The organism is Bacillus cereus group sp. MYBK5-2, from assembly GCF_051915685.1.
GTDB lineage: Bacteria > Bacillota > Bacilli > Bacillales > Bacillaceae_G > Bacillus_A > Bacillus_A cereus.
Genome location: NZ_JBQAFE010000003.1, coordinates 345335 through 368203, shown reverse-complemented (window position 1 = coordinate 368203; position 22869 = coordinate 345335). Strand labels below are relative to the sequence as shown.

Genomic DNA, 22869 nt, shown 5'->3' with positions numbered 1-22869 from the left:
GGACATAAGAGGTTTTTACTTTTTTTCATTATTCAGCGTCTGTATTTTGATACGCCATCTTAAACAACTTCACTTGGCTATCAATTTCTTCTGTACTACCATTAATAACATAATAGTAATCACCATCTTTATTTTGTTCACGTGTTTTCACATTATCAGCTAATGTAAGCTGTAAAATCGCCTTAATTCGTGCCTTCATTTCAATATCTAATATCGGGAAAGATATTTCCACTCGCTTCTCCATATTTCGCGTCATCAAATCAGCTGAAGATAAATATATTTTCTCCTCCCCATTATGATGGAAATAATAAATACGGCTATGTTCTAAATATCTTCCAACAACACTAACTACACGAATATTTTCACTTACATTTGGAATACCAGGTCGTAGGCAACATGTTCCTCGAACAATGAGCTCTACCTTTACTCCAGCTTGTGATGCTTCGTACATTTTTTTTATTAACGGTTTATCTGTTAATGAATTCATCTTAGCGATAATATATCCATTTCCATATTGCCTATGATAACGGATTTCTTCATCTATTAAATCCATAAATTGCTCTCTTATATCAAATGGAGCAACCGATAAATGATGAAAATGTGGCTTTGTTGTATAACCACTTAAATAATTAAAGAAATTGGTTGCATCGACCCCAAAATCTTTTCTTGATGTAATATATCCAAAATCAGTATATAACTTCGCTGTTGCATCATTATAGTTCCCAGTTCCGAGATGTACGAACCTTTCGATTTTTCCGTTTTTTCTCCTTACAACTAGCGTAATTTTACTATGTGTTTTCAAGTGACTGACACCGTAAATAACATGACAGCCTGCCTGTTCCAATTCTTTAGCCCAGTGAACATTGTTTTCTTCATCAAACCTTGCCTTTAATTCAACTAATACCGTCACTTGTTTTCCCTTTTCAGCCGCTATCTTTAACGCCTGAATAATCGGTGAATCACCACTTACACGATATAACGTTTGTTTAATCGCAAGTACATTCGGATCGTCTGCCGCATCACGGACAAAATCAACTACCGGCTGAAATGATTCAAAAGGATGATGTAATAAAATATCATGCTCAATTGCTTTTTCAAATACATCTTCTTCATCACCTAAATCTTGAGGCGGTTGCGGAATAAGAGCTGGATATACAAGATGTTCATATAAAGGAGCTAGTTTTTTATATAAAGAAAACAAACATGTCAAATCTAATGGGCCATCCATTATATATACATCTTCATCTTTTACTTCCAGAACCTCATATAATAACGCTAATACTCTTTCATCAATGTGTTCTTTCCCAACTTCTAAACGTACAGCAGCACCCCACTTACGCTTTTTTAATTCTTTTTCAATTACCTTTAATAAATCTCTCGCACCTTCTTCATGAATCGTTAAATCTGCATTGCGTGTAATACGGAAACGAGTAACAGATGATACTGTATATCCCGTAAATAATTTATGAGTAAAGCTACTAATTACGTCTTCTAATAAAATAAATTTATGCTTTTGCCCTTCGCTCGGTAAAATTATGAAGCGCTCAAGTAATGAAGGAACTTGTACAATCCCTAACTTCGTCCTGTTTTCTTCTTCCGCTTGCTTCTCATCATATAAAAGAGTAGCCAAATTCAAACTTTTGTTTAATAACATTGGAAATGGGCGATATGCATCAATAGCTACAGGAGTTAACACCGGAAAAATTTGCTCGTCAAAATACTCTTCTATAAATTCTCGCTGCTCTTTCGTCAAATCATTGAATGTTAAACGTTCAATTCCCTCTAACTCAAGCGCTGGTAATACATAATTTTTAAATGTATCATATTGTACTGTCATTAGTGCATGGGCTTTTATCGCAATTTTATTTAATTGCTTTTTCGGTGTTAAGCCAGCTTTATTTTCTGGTTGATTAAATCCAGCACTCACTTGATCCTTTAATCCCGCTACACGTACCATAAAAAATTCATCTAAATTCGAACTAAAAATACTAATAAATTTCAATCTTTCCAAAAGTGGATTATTTGCATCTTGCGCTTCTTGTAAAACACGTTCATTAAATGCTAACCAACTTAACTCTCGATTATTGTAATAAGCTGTATCATTTAAATTTACTGCATTCCCCTTCAATAATTCCATTCTCTTCACACTTCCCCTTGAAACTTTTTTACTATAATTTAGTTAATTTCATTTTATCAAATTACAATATTACAAAGTGTAAATTTTTCGTAAAGACATCCGTACAACCTAATGTTTTAGTTCAAATAATAAATTAATATTCGTTTTTAATACTCTTTCTAACTGTTTTTTTTGTTTTTCAGCTTGTACTTTTTCTGCTAATGCCGATTGTTCACATAAAACTTTAAACGTTAATCCCTCTTCGCTTTCTGTTATAGATACGGTATCAATAAGCGATCGTTGCCTTACATTTAAAGTAGCTGAAAACTGTAAAACAGCTCCTAACAGGCGGATTTTTTTTTGTTCGCTTTTATCAAACCAACCTTCAAATGGAGATAAATGTTGTTTAAATAACATTTTTGATTTATACGATGCAATAAGCGCTAGCCTTACTCGATCTTTATGCATCATGCCATCAATTGTCTTATTCGCTAATAAATAAAACGTATGTAAACGGCTCGCTTCTTCGTCTATATATTTGCCTATATTAAATACTTTCGCAGCTTGATGGAACACTTCCCAGTCTTTTACTGACATAGAAATAAGCCCTATTTCCTCAAGTTGTTTGCAAATTAGTCTTCCATGTTTAATAAGTTGAATAACAAATTCCATGTCCATTTCGTATTCATGTGATAGTAAATGCAAACTTTCTTCAACTACGTTCGGATAATATGAAATCCCCAAATCTTTTGTCAACTCTTCATAGAAAACACCTTCTCTTAACCCTTTTCTACTTAATACAAATGCCGGTGCCTCTATAACATTAACAAGTGTATGAAATACTTCAACCGCTGGAATAATCGTATCTGCTCGATCTTTTGCTAATCCTTCCAATTTCTGAAGTTCTATGAACGACAATTTTTCCAATTCCTCTTTTACACTTTCAATATCTTCTTCTTTCATCTTGTATAAATGTAATCCTGCTATAGGATAACATATTAAATTTTGATGGATTTTTACTAAGTTCCTAGCACTACCACCAATTGCAATAAGAGGCAATTTCTTATTGATTAACCATGGTAACGTTCGAAATTGAAACTCTAAATACTGTTGCATTCCCTCTAACTCATCTTTAGTAGGAATATCACCTTTAATAAATTGTTGCTTTAAAGAAAGTGCCCCAAAAGGAAAACTATGGTACTCTAAAATCTCTCTATTTCTAAAGTAAGTAACTTCCGTACTTCCCCCACCAATATCTACCGTTATTCCTTCTGAAAACGATGTAGAATTCATAACCGCCAAGTATCCGTAACGCGCTTCCTCATACTCTGATAATACTCTAAGAGTAAAGTCCGTTTGTCCTTCAACAAGCTTTTTAATTTCCTCTTGATTCTCCGACTGTCTAATTGTTGCTGTTGCAACACAAAGTACATGATGCAACTGATGGAATCTTGTACTTTCTTGAAATTGAAATAATGTCTGTAATAATACTTCTATTCCCTCTTCATTCAATACACCATCAATTAAGTAATTCCTTAACCTAGCAACAACTTTCGTATTTTCAATCTCTTTATAAAAACCTCCATTTTGCTTTTCATAAATAACTAAACGCATTGTATTAGATCCAATATCTATAATGGCATACTGTTGTTTTAATATTTCTTTCAAACTTCTCACTCTTTCATTATCAAATTTCAAAAACATATTCTATTACTATTATACAAAATAGTTGTTTTTTGTAACAATATTGCTTTAATATTGAAAATATATACAATCACTTTTTGCGTATAATAAATACCTATTTTATTTATGGTATAATAATGAAAAATTGAAAGGAGATTCAATATGAAACCTTCACAACCACAATCTCAATTACAAAACCAACATTCTATTAATCGACTAGCTCAATCTATTTTCGTTGTGAATCGTCATGCTAAAGCAGCTACTAATCCTAAATATTTATACTGGTTAAAAAAGACAGCTTTAGAACGTTTGATTGCTGAAAAAAAAGCAATTAAAGAAGGATTGCATTTTTCTAGAAACCCACGTTTTAGCCAACAACAATCTGATGTCCTTATACGTTTAGGCGATTATTTTTTCCACATCCCTCCTACGAAAGAAGATTTTCGAATTCTACCGCATCTTGGTCATCTTGAATCCTCCTATCGAAATCCGAAAACAACCTTATCTTTAACAGTAGCAAAAAAAACACTTCAAGATTATATTGGTCCTGAAGCATTAAAACAAGAAAAAAAATTAAGTGAGCCTGTTCCATGGTATAGTCGTACTTATACAAAAAAATAAAACAGTTTGGCCAAGTGTAGGCCAAACTGTTTTATTTTTTCTCTTCTTTAATTTTAATATTTGCTTGTTTATAAAAAGCTACTTTTTCTGTATTATAAGACTTTGTAAATTCATTAAATTTATCTTTTTCTGACTCAATATCCTTATAAGATTGATTTACTACTTTTACTTTTTCACTAATATCTTTTAATTTAGTACCTTTATCTTGTAACATTGTATATAACTCTTTTTCTTGTTTTAAAGATTTGTTATAGCTGTCATACATTTTATTAAATGAATCGTGGCGTTTCTCATACGTGCTTTTCACTTTATCAGCTTGATCTTTCAATTTCTTATCTTCAATTTTCTTCACATACTTATCAGCTGACTTCACTTCTTCTTGCGCTTTATTTAAAACTTCTTTTTCTTTTGTAAGCACTTTTTCTCGTTCAGTTGTATTTTTCACTGCTTGATTCAGTTTTTCTTTAACAGTTTGATTATTATCTTTTCCTTCTTGAACAATCTGGTTATATAATTCTTGTCCTTCTTTCTCTAAAGTCTCAAGTTTTTTTGCATCTTCAAACATTGTTTTTTCTTGTTTAGCAGCGTTTTCAAACGCTACATATAATTCTTCTTCTGGTTTCGGACCGAAACAACCGGCTAATAAAATCATTGATAATGTAGTTACAATTGCTAATTTACTATATTTCAACATCTCTTCCTCCTACTTATAAACGACCATCGTGTAATATAAAAAAGTTATAAAATATGTAATTGTTCTATACACTCGCATCTTTTTTACGAAGATCATTAATATTGTTTGTACAAATTATTACTTGATATTACATTATTCTTTTTGAATTATTTAGCAATTCCATATCCATCTTTAAGTATACTACTTCGTGTTTTTTAAGGCCTGTTCACACTATGTATTACTTTAATATCCACGGAATTTCACCTCAGTCTTAATAAGACTATAATAGTTCACCTGATAAAAGGTGATCGCTCCGCTCTCACGTCTATCATTCCCTTTCCAGCTTTCTATCAATTAATCTCTTTGTTCATTTTACACAGTACAATCGATATCTCGCAACAACTTACAAATATTCTTTTCATTTCCTAAAAAGGAAAAGTGTAGAGCTTGCTTTCCTCTACACTTTTAAAATAAAACACACTGTGCAAATTGCATTGGCACTACCATCATAATTATATGCTTATTTCATATATTTTTAAAGACTTTTATTACAAACGTGGCGTTTTTTTGTAATAAAAGTCAAAAAAATGTTACAAATAAAACATCTTCCTATCATATATCTTCAAATCAAAGCTTCACTCATTTTCTTGCAAATTTCTATACTGGTACAATTGATTTTGCGACTTTCTCAACAGTTCTTCAAACGTTTTTCCTTCTACTGGATAGCTAGCTGCTCCAAATAAAAGAGTGACACTGAGTAAATCACCTTCTATTTCACTTTCAATATTTTTCATTAATCGTTTTGTTATTGTTGATGTTTCATGACCATTATCAATTGCTACAATAACGTACTTATTTTCATCCCACTTTGTAACAACATCGCCCTTCCGAATTGTCTTTACAATGGTACTCTCTAATTTTTGTACTAACACTCCCAACTTTTTTTCTTGCAACGTGTCTTTTAATCCTTCCCATTCTTTTACAGAAAGAATGTACACTGTAATATTACGAGAATCTCTTTCAGATAAAGCAGCTACTTTCCCAAAAAAATCAACAACAAAATCATTGCTTGCCATTCCTCCTACTTCCATACCCATACGCTCGTTCGCTCTTTTATCGTACCAATGTCCAAAATAATAACTTAGTATCATTTGCAATATATAAATAATAAAGACGGTATAAAATGATCGTGAATCCAGTTTTGCAATTACATCCTGAAGTGCAATCCATTCTGTAACTGCCACAGTATTGCCAAGCAATAATCCACTAATTTTCCCTTTATGTTTCATACTTTTCCCCCTTTTATACCAATATATGTTTCTATATCAATAATGTTTTTCTACAAAATAAAAAATGTACATATGCAATGTACATTTCTGCTTAAGCTTGTATACCTTTTCTACTCTATTTCATATATATAATATATAACTTTTATAGAAAGGAGTAATCTATATGCTACAAAAAGAGAATCTATCAGATGCTATGCGTTTACTAGCTGGTTTTCTATTATCATTAAAATTATTATTTACCTCTTTCGGGATACACTTTATTACAAACGATCAAATCGACGCTATTGTTAATGTTGTTTCATTTTTATTTATTCTATACTTTGGCTACAAAAATAACTATGTAGGAAAAAAAGGAATGGAGCAAAAGAAAATACTCAAAAAACACAACCTTCACTAAAAAAGGAACCTTTTGTACAGGTTCCTTTTTATCATTGACGCACAACAACTTCATTTGTTTGCAGTGGGCCATATGATATCTCTTTATCTTGAAATGTATATGTAGCCTGAAAGAATGTTTGTTTAAGAGCTTTATCTTTATTAGCTTTTATTTTACAACGTAGTTCCACCTTCTCATTCGGTAACAAATCATCAATTCGCCATCTAACAAGCTGGAATAAGAACTCACTTATCCCCTTATCAACTTTTAAAGAATTAGGAATATAAGCAAAGTAATCTCGAATCATATGACTTACAACAACTCTCGAAATCATTTCTACCCCTTTATTTTCCACTTCAATTCGCATAATAAATATGTCGTTTACATCGTAGGTCAATTCATACGAAAACTGTTCTGTATACATACTACCAATTTGTAATGTAACGGCTACTTGAGGAAATTCGTTTTCCTTTTTCGATCCGTCAATCCACAATACTGGTTGTAGCGGTATTGAATACTTTCCTGTATCCGAAGTTCGTCCCCATATTTTCATAATATATATTCACCTCATTTCAGATGTAACATACACACAATGAATTCCCCAAATTACTAAAGCTTGCTACAAGCAATGTTTAATATTTCTCTTCCTTTTATCCTATTCGACAATATGAAGAAAAAACCATTTTTCATCTATTAACAGAAGGTGTTCTTTATGAAATTTTTTTACAATTTACTTCATTCCCTTCATAGCAATATTCAGTATGGCTCACTCGTTCTCTACTCATACGAAAGAATATTTTGACGTAAGAAAAAGTTTGCCTTATAGTCAAATTTGACTATAATATTCTTTATGGCATATCAGTGCACTTATGGAAAAGAAATTAAAATCAACTATACATTAAAATTTTTTATCCACTGCACTCAAAACTTAATATAGTTTACTTATTTCTAAAGGAGGGTTATATTTGGAAACTCAACCATTAAAAAAAGAAGCCAACAAGACAAAATTTGTTGTTGCTGGTTTACTGCTTGGTATATTAATGGCCGCAATGGATAATACAATCGTTGCAACCGCAATGGCAACAATCGTTGGAGACCTAGGAGGATTTGATAAGTTTGTTTGGGTCACATCAGCTTATATGGTAGCAACAATGGCAGGGATGCCTATCTTCGGGAAACTTTCTGATATGTACGGGCGGAAACGCTTTTATATTGGGGGCCTCATTCTTTTCTTATTCGGTTCTGCTCTTTGCGGAACAGCTTCAAGTATTGAGCAATTAAGTATTTATAGAGCTATTCAAGGGATCGGTGGTGGTGCCCTTATGCCTATCGCCTTCACAATTATGTACGATATCTTCCCACCAGAAAAACGCGGGAAGATGACAGGACTATTCGGTGCTGTTTTCGGGACATCTAGTGTATTCGGTCCTTTATTAGGTGCTTATATTACAGACTATATAAGTTGGCATTGGGTCTTCTATATTAATATTCCATTAGGACTTATCTCCTTTTTCTTCATTACTAAATACTACAGTGAGTCTCTAGAATTTAGAAAACAAAAAATTGATTGGGCTGGTGCTATTACACTTGTCATAAGTATCGTTTGCTTAATGTTCGCATTAGAACTTGGTGGTAAGGAATATGCCTGGAATTCTACTGTAATTATTGGCTTATTTACAACAGTAGTTATTACGCTTATTATTTTCTTCTTTGTAGAACGAAAAGCAACCGAGCCTATTATTTCGTTCCATCTATTTAAAAAACCTTTATTCGCAGCTAGTCAAGGAGTTGCCTTTTTCTATGGTGCCGCTTTTATTATCTGTACAGTTTATATTCCAATCTTCATTCAAGGCGTTCTTGGAGGTTCCGCCTCTAATGCTGGATTAATTTTAACACCAATGATGGTTGGTTCTGTAATTGGAAGTCAAACAGGAGGACAATTAGCTTCTCGAACAAGCTATCGTAACATTATGATGGTATCTGGTGTCTTCTTCGTTCTTGGTATTTATTTATTAAGTACTTTAACAATGGACACACCTCGTTTACTCGTAACACTATTTATGATTCTCGCTGGGCTTGGTGTTGGCTTCTCATTCTCAGTATTAAGTATGTCTTCTATTCACAAGTTGGAAATGCGGGACCGTGGTTCGGCGACATCAACAAACTCATTCTTCCGATCACTCGGTATGACCCTTGGTGTAACGATTTTCGGTACAATTCAAAATCATATTTTTACAGATAAACTAAACTCTGTATTCCCCCCTGAACTAGCAAAATTAGCTCCAAAAGGCGGAGACACAAGTTTCTTATTATCACCAGGCGCTACCGCAAAAATTCCTGCTGAAATATTAGCGGGTATTAAAGAAGCTCTCGCTACATCTATTGCGAATACATTCTTCTGGGCACTCATCCCGGCTGTACTAAGTATTATTTGTATTTTACTTATGGGAAATGAACGCCTCTTTACAGGCCCTAAAAAGAAAGAAAAACAAAAGCAAGTTAGTTAATATAAAAAAGAAGCGGCATATTCCTTTATGAAAAAGGATATGCCGTTTATAATATGTATAAAGTGAAACTTTAATCAGTGGGGGATGTTCATCCCCCACTGATTATTAGCCCACACCAATCGGGCTTTTACGAGCAGTTAATTCCCACCTAACTTCTTTGCTTCCGCTGAATTTTTGGGTGGGGATCTTACTGGATAAAGTTTTTATATACAGGAGTTGAGACAGCATGAGCATGAAATTAGTCATTCTCGGCTTGCTACTCGAAGGAGATAAACATCCATATGAAGTGCAGCATATTATGAAAGAACGACAAATGGATTGTTACATTAAATATGCTAAAGGATCACTTTATTACGCCTTCGAGCAATTAGAAAAGCAAGGGGCAATTCATATTACAAATGTAATTAGAGACACAAATCGACCTGACAAAACGATTTTTCATATAACAGAAGAAGGCAAAAAACTATTCCACACTTTACTATTAAAACAATTCGAAGCCAAAAACCAAATATATAAACCTATTTATTCAGCCTTATCTTTCGCTCACTTTAGCAATGATCACGAATTAGTTCCTATTTTAGAAAAAAAGAAAAACGATACTCTTCAATATTTACATACTATGCAAACGATATATGATTGTAATAAAGGAAAGGTTCCACGTGCACAACTATATATTTTGCAAAGTGTAATTGAGCATATTAAAGTTGAATTAGAATGGCTAAACACCCTCCTTAAAGATGCTATAGCAGGCCGACTTTCAGAAGTTGCTATAGATGAAGATTGAGCTATGAAAGAAGACATCCCTACTTCTTTCATAGCTCAATTTCTCTTTTCATACTGTAATATTATTCGTTACTCCAGAATACAAAAGTCAGAATACTAAGAAATAAAAACTTTGGAATTTTCTTATTTTAAAACAGTAGACAAAATTCCAAAAATTATGTTAAAATTTGTTTCAATATCATATCGCTTGTTAAATTCCTTTCAAAAGGAAAATAGGTACACGAAAGTTTTGTTTCGTGTTTAAAAGGGAAGCTTGGTGAAACTCCAACACGGTCCCGCCACTGTAAATGCTGAGATTTCTTTTTGGTGCCACTGTGAAAACGGGAAGGTAAAAGAAATTATATGAAGCATAAGTCAGGAGACCTGCCTGTTTTAACAACACTGATAGATTCACGGATGATGATGAGGTGTTAAAACAAAAAGGAAGGCTTATTTTCTATGTCTTTGTACTTTTTGTTATAGGTATTTCCTAGTAAACGGAAATGCTTACTTTCAATTAGGGAGGAATTTAAAATGGCAATTCAAACAAGTAACTTAGGTTATCCACGTATCGGACTACAACGAGAGTGGAAAAAAACATTGGAAGCTTTTTGGTCCAATAAAATCGATGAAGAACAATTTTTAACAACAATGAAAGAAATTCGTCTTCAACACGTAAAAGTACAGCAAGAAAAAGGGATTGAACTCATTCCAATTGGCGACTTTACATATTATGATCACGTTTTGGATACTGCCTATATGCTAGGATTTATTCCATCACGTTTTTCTGAGTTTACATCTTACCTTGATGTATATTTCGCAATGGCGCGTGGCTCTAAAGATCACGTAGCTTCCGAAATGACAAAATGGTTTAACACAAACTATCACTATATCGTTCCTGAATATGAAGAGGGATTACAAATCTCTTTAAAAGATAATCGTCCACTTCGCTTATACGAAGAGGCAAAACAAGAATTAGGAGTAGATGGAAAGCCTGTTATTTTAGGACCATATACTTTCTTAAAATTAGCTAAAGGCTATACACAAGAACAATTTCCTACCATTTTAAAACAGTTAGTTGCACCTTACGTACAACTGCTTTCAGAACTACATGCAGCTGGTGCACCAGCCATTCAAGTTGATGAACCGATTTTCGCTTCTTCAACTAAAAAAGAAGTTCAACAAGCAAAAGAAATTTATGAAGCTATTCGTAAAGAGGTTCCAAATGCGACTCTTCTTTTACAAACATATTTTGATAGCGTAGAAGAAAACTATGAAGAAATTATTACATTCCCGGTATCCGGTATTGGATTAGATTTCATTCATGGTAAAGAAGGTAATCTAAATGCTATTTCAAAATATGGATTCCCAGCTGATAAAACTTTAGCTGTCGGTTGTATAGATGGCCGTAACATTTGGAGAGCTGACCTTGATGAAGTTCTTGAGTTATTTACAACGTTACAAAAACAAGTCCAAACGAAAGATATCATCGTTCAGCCTTCTTGTAGCTTATTGCATACACCAATCGATAAAACAGAAGAAACTCACTTATCGACTGAGCTGTTTGATGCGTTAGCATTTGCAAATCAAAAATTAGAAGAGTTAGTTCTTATTCATTCCGCTCTCACTCAAGGTACAGAAAGCATTAGTAATGAGCTGGAAACATATCGAAACGTACATCATACAATTCGTTCATCTGCTGCACGTAACCGAGAAGATGTCAAAGCAGCACGAACAGCACTAAAAGAAGAAGATTTTTCACGTCCTCTTCCATTTGAAAAACGATACGAATTACAACAAGTTGCTCTAGAGTTACCGCTATTACCAACAACGACTATTGGTAGCTTCCCGCAAACGACTGAAGTTCGTCAAACGCGAAAAGAATGGCGTAACGGTGTTATTTCAAATGAACAATATGAACAATTTATTGAAAAAGAGACAGAAAAATGGATTCGTTACCAAGAAGAAATTGGGCTTGATGTCCTTGTACATGGTGAATTTGAAAGAACTGACATGGTCGAATATTTTGGTGAGCGTCTTGCTGGTTTCTCATTCACTAAAAACGGTTGGGTACAATCATACGGTTCCCGCTGCGTAAAACCACCTGTTATTTATGGTGATGTAGCCTTTATTAACGGCATGACTATTAAGGAAACAGTTTATGCACAAAGCTTAACAGAGAAAGTTGTAAAAGGAATGTTAACCGGACCTGTTACAATTTTAAATTGGTCCTTCGTTCGAAATGATATTCCAAGAAAAGAAGTTTCGTATCAAATTGCACTAGCTCTTCGTCACGAAATTGAACTACTTGAATCTTCCGGAATTAGAGTAATCCAAGTCGATGAGCCCGCACTTCGTGAAGGAATGCCACTAAAAGAAAAAGATTGGGATGCTTATATTACATGGGCAGTACAATCCTTCCTTTTAGCAACTTCTTCTGTAGCAAATGAAACACAAATTCATACTCATATGTGTTACAGTAACTTCGAAGATATTGTTGACGCGATTCGCGCATTAGATGCAGATGTAATTTCTATCGAAACATCAAGAAGTCACGGAGAATTTATTGATACATTAAAACATACAACATATGAAAAAGGCATCGGCCTAGGTGTATATGATATTCATAGCCCACGTGTACCGAGTAAAGATGAAATGTATAAAATCGTAGAACAATCTTTAGAAGTATGTGATCCTAAATATTTCTGGATTAATCCTGATTGTGGTTTAAAAACGAGAAGAACAGAAGAAGTTATTCCAGCTTTAGAACATATGGTGCAAGCAGCGAAAGATGCTCGTTCCCTTTTAAAAACAAACGCATAACAAAAATGGGTTATCCTTTTCTCAGGATAACCCATTTTTTATTCTTTACTTTCAAAAAAGAATTCATATTGTATTTTATATAATTCATCATCCGTTGGCTCTTCAAGAGGAATTGCTTGTAATACAACTGTATACTCACCATTTGGAATAGGTATTTGAAATTTATTAGAAAGAATACTCGTTATAACGATACTTTCATTTTCAACTGTAAAAGGAACCGTAATCGTTCTAACTACTTCTTCTTTTTCAATATGTTTCCCTGGGGTCACTTTCACTTCACAAGTATAATCAGAAAGTGCTTCAAAAATAACAGTTCCCTCTGCCTTAGCATAACCTCTTTCAAAATCTTCATCAGTCCAATCTACATAAGGCTGCTCACCGTCATAGTTCATCAACATTAATTGCGAATAAGAAATCGTTAACTCCATAGTTCCCCTTCTCCTTCATTATGAAATATACAACTACTACTTCACTTCAAATTTTACTCGCGTACCATCTGGGTATTTATCTAACTTATTCCCTACCCAAGAGCCTGCTCCACGGTTATCCGCCGGACTTATATATTCAATATGTGCTCCTTTTCCGCCTTCCTTGCACATCGCCATTGGCCATTCATCACGATCATACCCTTTTTTTGATGGATATGGTGCTAACGACAATTTCCTTCTATCTGCAGCACCACCACGATCGATTGTACAAACTTCTGAATGCCCTTCTTTTATAGCATCCGTAATATGTTTTCCTGTCTCTGGATAACGTTCTTTCGGAAATTCTAACACTTGATCATACGTATTCGTTTTCTTTACACTTGTTTCCTCTGGCACAAGTACTTCATAAACTGCTACTAAAATAGACAGAATTGCGATAATTGAAATGATAATACCTTTTAATTGCTTCATGTATACCTCCATGTTTCTACCAGTTTCTTTTCCTCCGTTATTATAACAAACTTCTCCTGTATATGTTTTCAGACATTATTTTAGTTATTCCTTGCCATTCCGCCAAAAATTTTCATTTTTTCACTAATGCTGTAGAAAACTAATAGCCTTCCGACATTCTTTTTCAAAGGAAGTCCTCATAAAAGATTGAAATGATATATACGATACTTTTTGGGGAGGAAATATGATGGAAGCTACCTATAAAACGAAAGATGTCACGAATAAAACAGGCATCCCAAAACATATAGTTCGCAAATATAGTCAACTGTTAGAGGAACATGGTTATATGATTTCCAAAACAGCTGATGCTCGTATTTATAAACTTGATGATTTAAAATTATTGAAATCTATACACGAAAGAGCTGCTACATTACAAGAAGATATTTCAGAAACGATACCGATTATTTTAAAAGAAAAAGAGGCCCCACCTGTACCAGTTATACAAGATAAGCAAGAGATACAAACGAAAGAAAAAGAAGATGGGCGTAACTTTGAGGAGTTCATGTTAAAACTTGAAATGCTAGCTCAATTAAATGAGGCAATTATTCATCAAAATTCTACTTTAATTACACAAAATCGTTTAAAGGATGAGAAACTAGACGAATTGATGCAACAAGTTTATGTAAAAGAAGGCTCTCAAGAAAAAATGCTTCAAGAGTTAGTCGATCACGCCGCTCAAACAGATGCACTGCAAAAAGAAAAGATGGACTTATTAATGAATCATATGTATAAACGAGAATCCAAACAGGAAGAAAAAATGAATAAACTTGTTAGTCAAATTTATAATAAAGACAGTAACCGTGATGCACAGCTTATGCAAGTTATTCGAGAAATTCAAGAAACAAAAAGAATGGTTGCTGCCTCAAAAGAGCAAAGCTTCTTTCAATCATTTAAAAGTTTATTTAGCCGAGCAAAACAAGAAAAAACAAATGAATAAACAATATAAAATAAAAAGTTACCTTTCATCGGTAACTTTTATTCCTTATTTTGTACAGCTGGTAATATAATAATTGCTTCAGTGCCTTTTCCACTTTCACTCTTATATTCCAATGTACCATTATGCGCTTGTAAAATACTAAATGTTACCATAAGTCCTAATCCTGTCCCTTTTTCTTTTAAAGAATAATATGGTTGCCCAAGCCTTGCTAACTGTTCTTTCGTCATACCAACACCACTATCTTTAACTCTTATTATGATTGTTTCATCTTTTTGAATAGCTGTTACTTTTAAATATCCTTTATTTCCTTGAATTGCTTCAATACCATTTTTAACAACATTCATAATGGCTTGCTTCAATTTTGTCTTATCACCAATCGTATAAAGACTTTCTGAAATTTCAACTTGTAAATATACACCTTGCATCGCTGCAAATGACGACATAAGAGTGGTCATTTCTATTAATTGGGCTGATAAACAAATGTGTTCTTTTTTCTCAATTTGCGGCCTTGCTAAATTTAAGTAATCTGAAATAATTTGTTCCGCCCGATCCAATTCAGCTAATACGAGACGCATATAATCCTTATTCTTCACATCTTCCGTACTTTCTAGCAATTGGATAAATCCACGAACAACAGTTAGTGGATTTCGAACTTCATGTGCCACACTTGCTGCTAACTCACTTACAATATTAAGCTTTTCTGATTTTTGCATCTCTGTACGTAGCAATGCATTTTCATTTAAATATTCAGTTAAATATACCTGGAATACCATTGTCATGACCATGATAAGCGAGGCAAATATAAATCCGCTATATATTTGCGAAATATACGGTGTAAATCCTGTTTCCAAAAGAACATTAATCATGCCTAATACTAAAGAAACAAGCACATAAAATGATGAAATCATAAATGCTAAAATTAATTTCTTATCCCTTGAAAAAAGAGACCATTTCTTTGATAAAAATAGCGGAACTATCAATAAAAATATTACTTCTAAAACTGGAAGAAAGCTCATTCCCTTTAGTAACCATTCGTATGCAACAAAAATAACCGCTGGGATTAAACCAACAATCCCACCATATAAAAAACCACTGACAATTGGAATGGGGTGAAAGTTATACCCACACACATTGCCAAAACAAATAGAGTATGTCATGGAGAGAACGAGCGTAACGCTAGATAAAAACATAATAAAGTAACGATTTGGCTTCGGAGGCATTTCTTGATAGCGATTTAAACGAATCGCTTCATATAAAAATAGTGGCAAAATTATGATGGCAATTTGAATCAATAAATCACGGATAAGCTCCATAACCTCTCATCCCCTATATGTATTTTGATATGATTATATCATTTTATAGGTGTATTTGTTTTAAAATTTTGATTTTTCTTAACATATTTGTTAATTCTTTGTTAACAACTCATAATAATTGTTACAGATTTTCGAAATGATTGTAAACCCTGTACCAAATTTCCTTCGTGCAGTATACAATGAATACGGATTACAAAGAAAATATAAAAATACTTTTTTAGACGGACAACTATAGCAAAATACAGCATATAATCCATACTATCTATGTTTACAAATAAGTGATCATTACTTTAGTAGGAGGAAGATAAATATGGCGGGTACTACGCTTGTTTTAAAAGAAGAAAATTTGGTTGTTCTAGAAAATGTTGAAAAATCAGTATATGAAGAGTTACAGCATAAAGCGGGAGAAGAAAACTGCACATGTGCTGTGAACGAATCAGTTGTTCACCTTGGCAAGGTATCCTCTGTACTCTGGAATGAAGATGAAATAGATTGGGAATACGGATATTAAAAAGTCGCTTATAGCGGCTTTTTTTCTCTTTTCTCTCTCTTTCTAAATAACATATACAAAGCGTAATCATAGAAAATATGATAAAATGAACTTAATTTTCAAACGGAAGAAAGGGAGATACAATGGAACAATTCATTAACCCTAGAGTGAAGGATATCCAAATTTCTGGAATCCGTCAATTCTCTAACATGATTCAAAACTATGATAATTTGATTTCTTTAACAATTGGACAACCCGATTTCCCTACACCTTCTCTCGTGAAAGAAGCGGCAAAACGGGCTATTACAGAAAACTATACAAGCTATACACATAACGCTGGTTTACTAGAATTACGTAAGGCAGCTTGTAACTTCGTAAAAGATAACTACGATTTACATTACTCACCTGAAAACGAAACCATCGTTACAATCGGTGCTAGCGAAGCAATTGATGTTGCATTCCGAACGATTTTAGAGCCAGGAACAGAAGTAATTTTACCTGCTCCTATTTATCCAGGTTACGAACCCATTATTCGATTATGCGGTGCAACGCCTATTTTTGTAGATGTTCGTGAAACTGGATTTCGTTTAACAGCTGAAGCGCTTAAAAATGCTATTACAGAAAAAACAAGATGTATCGTACTACCGTATCCTTCTAATCCAACTGGTGTAACTTTATCCACAGAAGAATTAAAAGATATTGTAGATGTTTTAAAAGATAAAAATATTTTCGTCCTTTCAGATGAAATTTATAGTGAGCTTGTATATGAACAAAAGCATACATCTATCGCACATTTCCCAGAAATGCGTGAAAAGACAATTGTCATTAACGGTTTATCTAAATCACATTCTATGACTGGCTGGCGTGTTGGACTTTTATTTGCACCAAGCTATTTAGCAGGACACATATTAAAAGTTCATCAATACAATGTAACGTGTGCTACTTCAATCGCTCAATACGCTGCAATTGAAGCATTAACAGCAGCTAAAGACGCACCAAAAATGATGCGCCACCAATATAAAAAACGCCGTGATTACGTATATAATAGACTCACTCAAATGGGATTAACAGTTGAAAAGCCAACAGGTGCATTTTACTTATTCCCATATGTTGGTCATTTGACATCTTCATCATTTGATTTTGCACTTGATCTTGTCAAAGAAGCGGGACTAGCTGTAGTTCCTGGAACAGCATTCTCTGAATACGGTGAAGGCTACCTTCGCTTGTCCTATGCGTATAGTATCGAAACTTTAAAAGAAGGCTGCGACCGATTAGAAGCCTTTCTAATGAAAAAAGCTAAGAGTTAAACTCTTAGCTTTTTTATGCATAATGATCACAAGTTTGACGTTTTAGTAATTTATGAGGAATAATGATACACTTTGCAGTGGATTCTGCATTCTCTACTTTATCAACTAAAGCTTTTGCTGCCTCATATCCTAGCTGATAAATATTCACATCAACTGTCGAAAGTGGAGGGCTCGCAATTTCTGATAATAAAGCATTATTAAAGCTTACAATAGAAACATCTTTCGGTACAACGAATCCTTTTTTAGAAAGAGCACTTAACACACCAAGTCCAATTAAGTCATCCGTTGCCATAATTGCCGTTGGCGGTTGCTGCAGTCCCATTAATTCCTCAACAGCTTGTTGACCACTTTCCCTCGAAAAATCAAAATGTAAAATATATTCTTTTGGTAATACAATGTCTGCTAATTTCAAGGCATCACTCATACCAGCTAAACGATCTCTCGTTACAAGTAAATCTGATCCACCACCAATGAACGCGATTTGCTTATGCCCTAATGAAATTAAATATTCTGCCACTTCTCTTGCAGCTGTATAATTGTCATTATCTACATATGTAATTTCATCTTTTCGATCATATGGTTTTCCTATTAAAACAAACGGGAAATTTTGTTCATGTAAATATTGAATAATCCGATCATTCTCCCTTGAATATAAAAGAATAATGCCACCAATTTGGCGTCCCTGTACCATCTTTACGACACCATTAAAAATTTCTTCTTCCGTTTCACCTGTCGACATGTAAAGCGCATAACCTTCTACGTGTGCAAATGAACTAATCCCTCTTATAACTTCTGGGAAAAATGGATTTTGAAAAGCTTTACTTGCAGAACTTGGCATAACAAGACCAAGTGTTTTCGTCGTTTGGTTCGCAAGATTTCTCGCATTTAAATTGGGATGATACCCTAATTCACTCATCACTTTCCTAACACGGCGCTTTGTCTTTTCACTTATACTTGGATTATCAGCAATTACACGAGAAACTGTTGATGGTGCCACATTCGCTTGCTTCGCCACATCTTTAATTGTAACTGTCATAAAAATCCCCCTCCTCTCATTTCTCTGCCATTTTTCATATATTTTATCTCGCACTCATTGCAAGTCATAAACTTTCATTTCTTATATCTTGCAAAACTAATCCTATTCTCCCTCTTCATGTATTGTAAGGGATATAGCTATTTTTTCCTATACTATAATATACTATTTATTTCACTTCTTTTCACATGTGATGTCAAATCTCTTTTCATCTCCCTATAAACTTATTTATAGGGAGATGAAAAGAAAAATGGGACGTAATGTCCCATTTTTCATCCTTTTGTACCTCCAGCTGTTAAACCAGAAATAAAGTATTTTTGTAGTGATAGGAATAAAATTGAAATTGGGATCGCAATTAACACAGAACCCGCTGCAAACGTTGTAAATTCATTACCGAATTTCTTCGCAACCATTTCATATAATCCAACTGCTAAAGTATAATTTTCTGGTGTTCGCAAAATAATACTCGCTAAAATGAAATCTGTAAATGGACCAATGAAAGTAAATAACGCTACAACTGCTACGATTGGCTTTGCAAGTGGCATAATGATTTGCCAAAAAATACGAAAATGCCCTGCTCCATCCATTCGAGCTGATTCATCTAGTTCTTTCGGAATCGTATCAAAATACCCTTTCATAAGCCATGTATTCATCGGAATAGCCCCGCCTACATAAATTAAAATTAATGCAAGGTGTGTATCAATTAATCCTGTTAATTGAGCTAATACGTATAAAGCAATTAACGCTGCAAAGTTTGGAATCATTTGCAGAATTAAAAATGTTAATAAACCATTTTTTCTTCCAACAAAACGATATCTCGAAAATGCATAAGCAGTAAAGCTAATTGCTAACACTGAGAAAATCATCGTTAAAACACTTACTTTTAATGTGTTTTTATACCATAGTAAGTAATTACTATTCTCTAGATCTAATAACTTACGATAATGATCTAACGTTGCATTTTGTGGAATAATACTTGATCCAGATAAACTATCACCCGGATTAAACGATGAGCCAATAATCCATAATAACGGATAGAAAATGATGGCACACATTACGAAAATAACTAAATAACTTAATGAGAGACGTAACATCTTCTGTCTTTTAATATTCATTTACATCATATCCTCTTCTTGGAATGATTTTGTTCTCTTAAATTGCCATAACGCAACTGTAATAACAATTAACGATAATATCATTGTAAGAGCTGCTGCTTTTCCATACTGCGCTGAAGTCATCGTTAACTTATAAATCCATGAAATTAAAATATCCGTTCCACCTGCGTCTTGTCCAGCTACAGCAGGACCTCCACCGTTAAATAGATAGATGATACTAAAGTTATTAAAGTTAAACGTATATTGCGTAATTAATATTGGTGCTGTTGCATATAACACAAGTGGCAATGTAATTTTGCGAAACTGTTGCCAAGCTGTCGCTCCATCTACTGTAGCCGCTTCATATAATTCTCCCGGAATCGATTGCAGTATACCTGTTGTCATCGCAAAGATAAACGGGAACCCAAGCCACGTTTGAATCATAATTAAAGCAATCTTCGCCCAAAATGGATCTGTCATCCAAGCAATCTTTTCAATTCCGAATAAAGCTAATACTTGATTGTTAATCGCTCCGAATGTTTCATTAAACATACCAGAGAAAACAAGAATAGATACGAATGCTGGAACCGCCCACGGTAAAATGAAGATTGTTCGAATAATCGCCTTTCCTTTAATACCGGGCTGATTTACGATAATCGCTAAGAAAATACCAAGTGCAACTTGTAATGTTGTTGCAACGAATGTCCAAATGACAGTCCAAGAGAATACACTTACAAATGTCTCTCTCCACATCGGTAAAGTGAAAATATCAATAAAGTTTTTAAAGCCCACCCAATCTACTAATTTAGCTGGAGGAGAATGATATAAATCATAGTTTGTAAATCCAATTAAAATTACGAAGATGATTGGAAATACAACCACAAAGATAAGTAGTAGAAAACCTGGTGAAACCATTAAATAAGGAAAACCTTGATCTAACAAATTACGGTATTGCTCTTTTACAGAATTTAACGGTGTTCCGCTATCACGTTTCTTTCCATTTTGGTATGCATCATATAAGTTAAATGCATATATGCCGAGCCCAAAAGCGATAACGATAAGGGCCAAGATTCCTTCTACTAATAGAAAAACAGAATGGTCACGTGGAACTTCTGTACCAAGCGTTACAATACCCCATAATCCCATATTTAATAAATCAGCAAAGGCTACAATAAATGAACCTGTTAATACTAGAAAAATAAGACCTTTTACAAATTGTTTATTATACATTTGGCCCACGCCTGGAATGATTGATAACATGGTTGCCATTTTCCTATGCTTTGAATGGTTTAACCCATTTGCTGGTTCCATAGATGTTTGCATGTTCCTTCCCCCTTTTTTCTTCCTACATGGAAGGGAGAGAATTCGTGCCTCTCATATTCGAGGCACGAATTTCACCTTATTTTTTCTTGTTATGATTTGCCTCAATATTACCTTTAATTTGTTTCACTGCACTATCAAGCGCCGCTTTTGGTGCCTCTTTATCTGTAACAACTAATTGAAGCGCATCTCCAGCTGGTTTCCAAACTTCTTGCATTTCTGGAATGTTTGGCATTGGAATTCCATTTTCAGATTGCGTTGCAACTGCTTTTGCAGCTTCGTTATCTTTAATAATTGGATCTTCCATTACTGATTTTACTGGAGGAATTTCTTTTGTTTTCTCAAATCGAATTTTTGCGTTTTCTTCATTTGTTACCCACTCAGTGAATTTTGTAGCTAAATCATTTTGTTTAGAGAAACTTGTTACATGCCATCCTTTAACCCCAACAAACGTTTTCATTGGTTGACCATTTGGTAATTTCGGCATTGGAGCAACGCCATAATCAATCCCGTTCTTTTCCATTGCTTGGAACGCCCATGGGCCATTCATGATAGAAGCTGCTTTTCCTTCATTGAATAGTCCATCAGCAGCAGGCCCACCTGATTCACCGATAATACCTTTTGGGAATAATTTTTCCTTGTACCATTTTTGAAGATATTCAGCACCTTGTACTGCTCCGCTATTATTTAATCCAACATCACTTGCATTTGGCTTTCCATCTTTTTCACCAAATACATAACCGCCCATACCTGCCATGAATGCATTAGCAAAGTAGAAGTTATCTCCTAATGCTAAAAATCCGTACTTGCCATCTTTCGTAAATTCTTTTGAGAAGTTAAACAGCTCGTCCATCGTTTCTGGCGCTTTTGGCATTAGTTTTTTATTGTAAATAAAGACTGGTGTCTCAATTGCTTTTGGTAAACCATATAATTTTCCATTATATGTCTGTGCTTCTATTGATGAATTAGTAAATTTACTCTTTACAGCATCATCTGCTTTCACTTCAGAAAGTAAACCTTCTGTTACTGCATTTCCGATTTGATCGTGTGGCAATGTTACAACATCTGGTCCAGTCCCCGCTGGCCCATCAAGGCGTAACTTCTTCACTTGATCTGTCATTTGCATTTCAACAACTTTTACTTTTACTTTATATTTTTCCTCAAAGCTTTTCACTGCTGGTTCTAAACCAACACCTTTTTTATCATCTTCCCAAACAAGAAGATCATAGTCTTTTTTCGCTTTACTTTCCTCTTTTTTCCCTGAATCTTTCGGTCCACATGCAGATAACATACCAATAGATAATGCTGAAACCGTTAATAATGATAATGCTTTCTTCATCCCAAAAACCTCCCTAAATTGTCTATGTACCTCAGTAACTGAAAACGTTTGCATTTAATAGTTTAATTGAAGCGCAAACAATATCTCAATCTATGAAAACGTTTGCGCTATTTGTCTATCATTATACATTCTTTTATTCATTTTGCAAATATTAATTTAAAAATTATGTCATTATACTCTTTATACATTGACTTTATATGAAATGAATACTACTCTTATAAGCAATATTAAAGCTATGAGAAAGGCAA

20 protein-coding genes and 1 riboswitch are annotated in these 22869 nt (G+C 33.9%); of the genes, 8 read left to right on the top strand and 12 right to left on the bottom strand.

Features of this window, described 5'->3' with window-relative positions:
• Positions 1-28: 28 nt before the first annotated feature.
• Entirely contained in the window at positions 29-2137 is a 2109-nt protein-coding gene (locus ACTFP3_RS14300) for a polyphosphate kinase (protein ID WP_000421680.1), read from the bottom strand.
• Between the two features lie 108 nt (positions 2138-2245).
• The gene (ppx, locus tag ACTFP3_RS14295; protein ID WP_440010753.1) at positions 2246-3820 is read right to left on the bottom strand and encodes an exopolyphosphatase; all 1575 of its coding nucleotides are present in this window, start codon (positions 3818-3820) and stop codon (positions 2246-2248) included.
• Positions 3821-3961: 141 nt separating this feature from the next.
• On the opposite strand from ppx, the gene ACTFP3_RS14290 reads away from it, so the two are divergent.
• On the top strand, positions 3962-4420 hold the full coding sequence (locus ACTFP3_RS14290) for a YkyB family protein (protein ID WP_000804864.1): 459 nt from the start codon (positions 3962-3964) through the stop codon (positions 4418-4420).
• A 31-nt stretch (positions 4421-4451) separates the two neighbouring features.
• Here the strand turns inward: ACTFP3_RS14290 and ACTFP3_RS14285 are convergent, their stop codons facing one another.
• On the bottom strand, positions 4452-5114 hold the full coding sequence (locus tag ACTFP3_RS14285) for a YkyA family protein (protein ID WP_000922498.1): 663 nt from the start codon (positions 5112-5114) through the stop codon (positions 4452-4454).
• Between the two features lie 614 nt (positions 5115-5728).
• Entirely contained in the window at positions 5729-6382 is a 654-nt protein-coding gene (locus tag ACTFP3_RS14280; RefSeq protein ID WP_000680811.1) for a diguanylate cyclase domain-containing protein, read from the bottom strand.
• A gap of 163 nt (positions 6383-6545) precedes the next feature.
• Between ACTFP3_RS14280 and ACTFP3_RS14275 the strand changes: the two genes are divergently transcribed.
• Entirely contained in the window at positions 6546-6779 is a 234-nt protein-coding gene (locus tag ACTFP3_RS14275) for an SPP1 phage holin family protein (protein WP_000939448.1), read from the top strand.
• Between the two features lie 31 nt (positions 6780-6810).
• On the opposite strand, the gene ACTFP3_RS14270 is transcribed toward ACTFP3_RS14275, so the two are convergent.
• The gene (locus ACTFP3_RS14270) at positions 6811-7311 is read right to left on the bottom strand and encodes a hypothetical protein (protein ID WP_440010751.1); all 501 of its coding nucleotides are present in this window, start codon (positions 7309-7311) and stop codon (positions 6811-6813) included.
• A gap of 412 nt (positions 7312-7723) precedes the next feature.
• Here ACTFP3_RS14270 and ACTFP3_RS14265 point away from each other — a divergent pair, with 412 nt between their 5' ends.
• From ACTFP3_RS14265 to metE, 3 genes are all read left to right on the top strand, one after another.
• Positions 7724-9265 carry an MDR family MFS transporter gene (locus tag ACTFP3_RS14265; RefSeq protein WP_000449912.1) on the top strand — a complete coding sequence of 514 codons (1542 nt, stop codon included), beginning with the start codon at positions 7724-7726 and terminating at the stop codon, positions 9263-9265.
• 226 nt (positions 9266-9491) lie between these two features.
• On the top strand, positions 9492-10049 hold the full coding sequence (locus tag ACTFP3_RS14260) for a PadR family transcriptional regulator (protein ID WP_163093026.1): 558 nt from the start codon (positions 9492-9494) through the stop codon (positions 10047-10049).
• Positions 10050-10245: 196 nt separating this feature from the next.
• A riboswitch (cobalamin riboswitch) is annotated at positions 10246-10433 on the top strand.
• A gap of 128 nt (positions 10434-10561) precedes the next feature.
• Positions 10562-12850, top strand: coding sequence for a 5-methyltetrahydropteroyltriglutamate--homocysteine S-methyltransferase (metE, locus tag ACTFP3_RS14255; protein WP_440010749.1), 2289 nt, complete (start codon positions 10562-10564; stop codon positions 12848-12850).
• Positions 12851-12888: 38 nt separating this feature from the next.
• Here metE and comJ read toward each other — a convergent pair whose 3' ends face one another.
• On the bottom strand, positions 12889-13278 hold the full coding sequence (comJ, locus tag ACTFP3_RS14250; protein ID WP_063548529.1) for a competence protein ComJ: 390 nt from the start codon (positions 13276-13278) through the stop codon (positions 12889-12891).
• Positions 13279-13314: 36 nt separating this feature from the next.
• Entirely contained in the window at positions 13315-13749 is a 435-nt protein-coding gene (nucA, locus tag ACTFP3_RS14245) for a DNA-entry nuclease (protein WP_000811494.1), read from the bottom strand.
• Between the two features lie 226 nt (positions 13750-13975).
• Between nucA and ACTFP3_RS14240 the strand changes: the two genes are divergently transcribed.
• The gene (locus tag ACTFP3_RS14240; protein ID WP_000388471.1) at positions 13976-14725 is read left to right on the top strand and encodes a DUF3967 domain-containing protein; all 750 of its coding nucleotides are present in this window, start codon (positions 13976-13978) and stop codon (positions 14723-14725) included.
• Positions 14726-14763: 38 nt separating this feature from the next.
• On the opposite strand, the gene kinB is transcribed toward ACTFP3_RS14240, so the two are convergent.
• Positions 14764-16038: a sporulation sensor histidine kinase KinB gene (kinB, locus tag ACTFP3_RS14235; protein WP_000420369.1), complete on the bottom strand. Its 1275-nt coding sequence runs from the start codon at positions 16036-16038 to the stop codon at positions 14764-14766.
• 310 nt (positions 16039-16348) lie between these two features.
• Between kinB and ACTFP3_RS14230 the strand changes: the two genes are divergently transcribed.
• Positions 16349-16549 (top strand): hypothetical protein, encoded by a 201-nt coding sequence (locus ACTFP3_RS14230; RefSeq protein ID WP_000929280.1) that lies wholly within the window; start codon positions 16349-16351, stop codon positions 16547-16549.
• 122 nt (positions 16550-16671) lie between these two features.
• On the top strand, positions 16672-17835 hold the full coding sequence (locus tag ACTFP3_RS14225; protein WP_000434578.1) for an aminotransferase A: 1164 nt from the start codon (positions 16672-16674) through the stop codon (positions 17833-17835).
• 13 nt (positions 17836-17848) lie between these two features.
• Here the strand turns inward: ACTFP3_RS14225 and malR are convergent, their stop codons facing one another.
• The 4 genes from malR to ACTFP3_RS14205 all read right to left on the bottom strand — a co-directional run bounded on the left by malR (position 17849) and on the right by ACTFP3_RS14205 (position 22621).
• Complete coding sequence (gene malR, locus ACTFP3_RS14220) at positions 17849-18871, bottom strand: maltose operon transcriptional repressor MalR (protein ID WP_000219053.1); 1023 nt, start codon at positions 18869-18871, stop codon at positions 17849-17851.
• A 269-nt stretch (positions 18872-19140) separates the two neighbouring features.
• Positions 19141-19983: a maltosaccharide ABC transporter permease MalD gene (gene malD, locus ACTFP3_RS14215; RefSeq protein WP_001022608.1), complete on the bottom strand. Its 843-nt coding sequence runs from the start codon at positions 19981-19983 to the stop codon at positions 19141-19143.
• Positions 19984-21285 (bottom strand): maltosaccharide ABC transporter permease MalC, encoded by a 1302-nt coding sequence (malC, locus tag ACTFP3_RS14210; protein WP_001194996.1) that lies wholly within the window; start codon positions 21283-21285, stop codon positions 19984-19986.
• Positions 21286-21361: 76 nt separating this feature from the next.
• Positions 21362-22621 (bottom strand): extracellular solute-binding protein, encoded by a 1260-nt coding sequence (locus ACTFP3_RS14205; RefSeq protein WP_000709923.1) that lies wholly within the window; start codon positions 22619-22621, stop codon positions 21362-21364.
• Positions 22622-22869 lie beyond the last annotated feature (248 nt).

Bases quoted from the DNA above. Each gene is read 5' to 3' on its own strand.
- ACTFP3_RS14285 (WP_000922498.1), bottom strand. From the start codon at position 5,114: ATGTTGAAATATAGTAAATTAGCAATTGTAACTACATTATCAATGATT.
- ppx (WP_440010753.1), bottom strand. From the start codon at position 3,820: ATGTTTTTGAAATTTGATAATGAAAGAGTGAGAAGTTTGAAAGAAATA.
- comJ (WP_063548529.1), bottom strand. From the start codon at position 13,278: ATGGAGTTAACGATTTCTTATTCGCAATTAATGTTGATGAACTATGAC.
- nucA (WP_000811494.1), bottom strand. From the start codon at position 13,749: ATGAAGCAATTAAAAGGTATTATCATTTCAATTATCGCAATTCTGTCT.
- ACTFP3_RS14275 (WP_000939448.1), top strand. From the start codon at position 6,546: ATGCTACAAAAAGAGAATCTATCAGATGCTATGCGTTTACTAGCTGGT.
- ACTFP3_RS14205 (WP_000709923.1), bottom strand. From the start codon at position 22,621: ATGAAGAAAGCATTATCATTATTAACGGTTTCAGCATTATCTATTGGT.
- ACTFP3_RS14290 (WP_000804864.1), top strand. From the start codon at position 3,962: ATGAAACCTTCACAACCACAATCTCAATTACAAAACCAACATTCTATT.
- ACTFP3_RS14270 (WP_440010751.1), bottom strand. From the start codon at position 7,311: ATGAAAATATGGGGACGAACTTCGGATACAGGAAAGTATTCAATACCG.
- malD (WP_001022608.1), bottom strand. From the start codon at position 19,983: ATGAATATTAAAAGACAGAAGATGTTACGTCTCTCATTAAGTTATTTA.
- ACTFP3_RS14260 (WP_163093026.1), top strand. From the start codon at position 9,492: ATGAGCATGAAATTAGTCATTCTCGGCTTGCTACTCGAAGGAGATAAA.
- malC (WP_001194996.1), bottom strand. From the start codon at position 21,285: ATGCAAACATCTATGGAACCAGCAAATGGGTTAAACCATTCAAAGCAT.
- metE (WP_440010749.1), top strand. From the start codon at position 10,562: ATGGCAATTCAAACAAGTAACTTAGGTTATCCACGTATCGGACTACAA.
- ACTFP3_RS14230 (WP_000929280.1), top strand. From the start codon at position 16,349: ATGGCGGGTACTACGCTTGTTTTAAAAGAAGAAAATTTGGTTGTTCTA.
- ACTFP3_RS14300 (WP_000421680.1), bottom strand. From the start codon at position 2,137: ATGGAATTATTGAAGGGGAATGCAGTAAATTTAAATGATACAGCTTAT.
- malR (WP_000219053.1), bottom strand. From the start codon at position 18,871: ATGACAGTTACAATTAAAGATGTGGCGAAGCAAGCGAATGTGGCACCA.
- kinB (WP_000420369.1), bottom strand. From the start codon at position 16,038: ATGGAGCTTATCCGTGATTTATTGATTCAAATTGCCATCATAATTTTG.
- ACTFP3_RS14280 (WP_000680811.1), bottom strand. From the start codon at position 6,382: ATGAAACATAAAGGGAAAATTAGTGGATTATTGCTTGGCAATACTGTG.
- ACTFP3_RS14240 (WP_000388471.1), top strand. From the start codon at position 13,976: ATGGAAGCTACCTATAAAACGAAAGATGTCACGAATAAAACAGGCATC.
- ACTFP3_RS14225 (WP_000434578.1), top strand. From the start codon at position 16,672: ATGGAACAATTCATTAACCCTAGAGTGAAGGATATCCAAATTTCTGGA.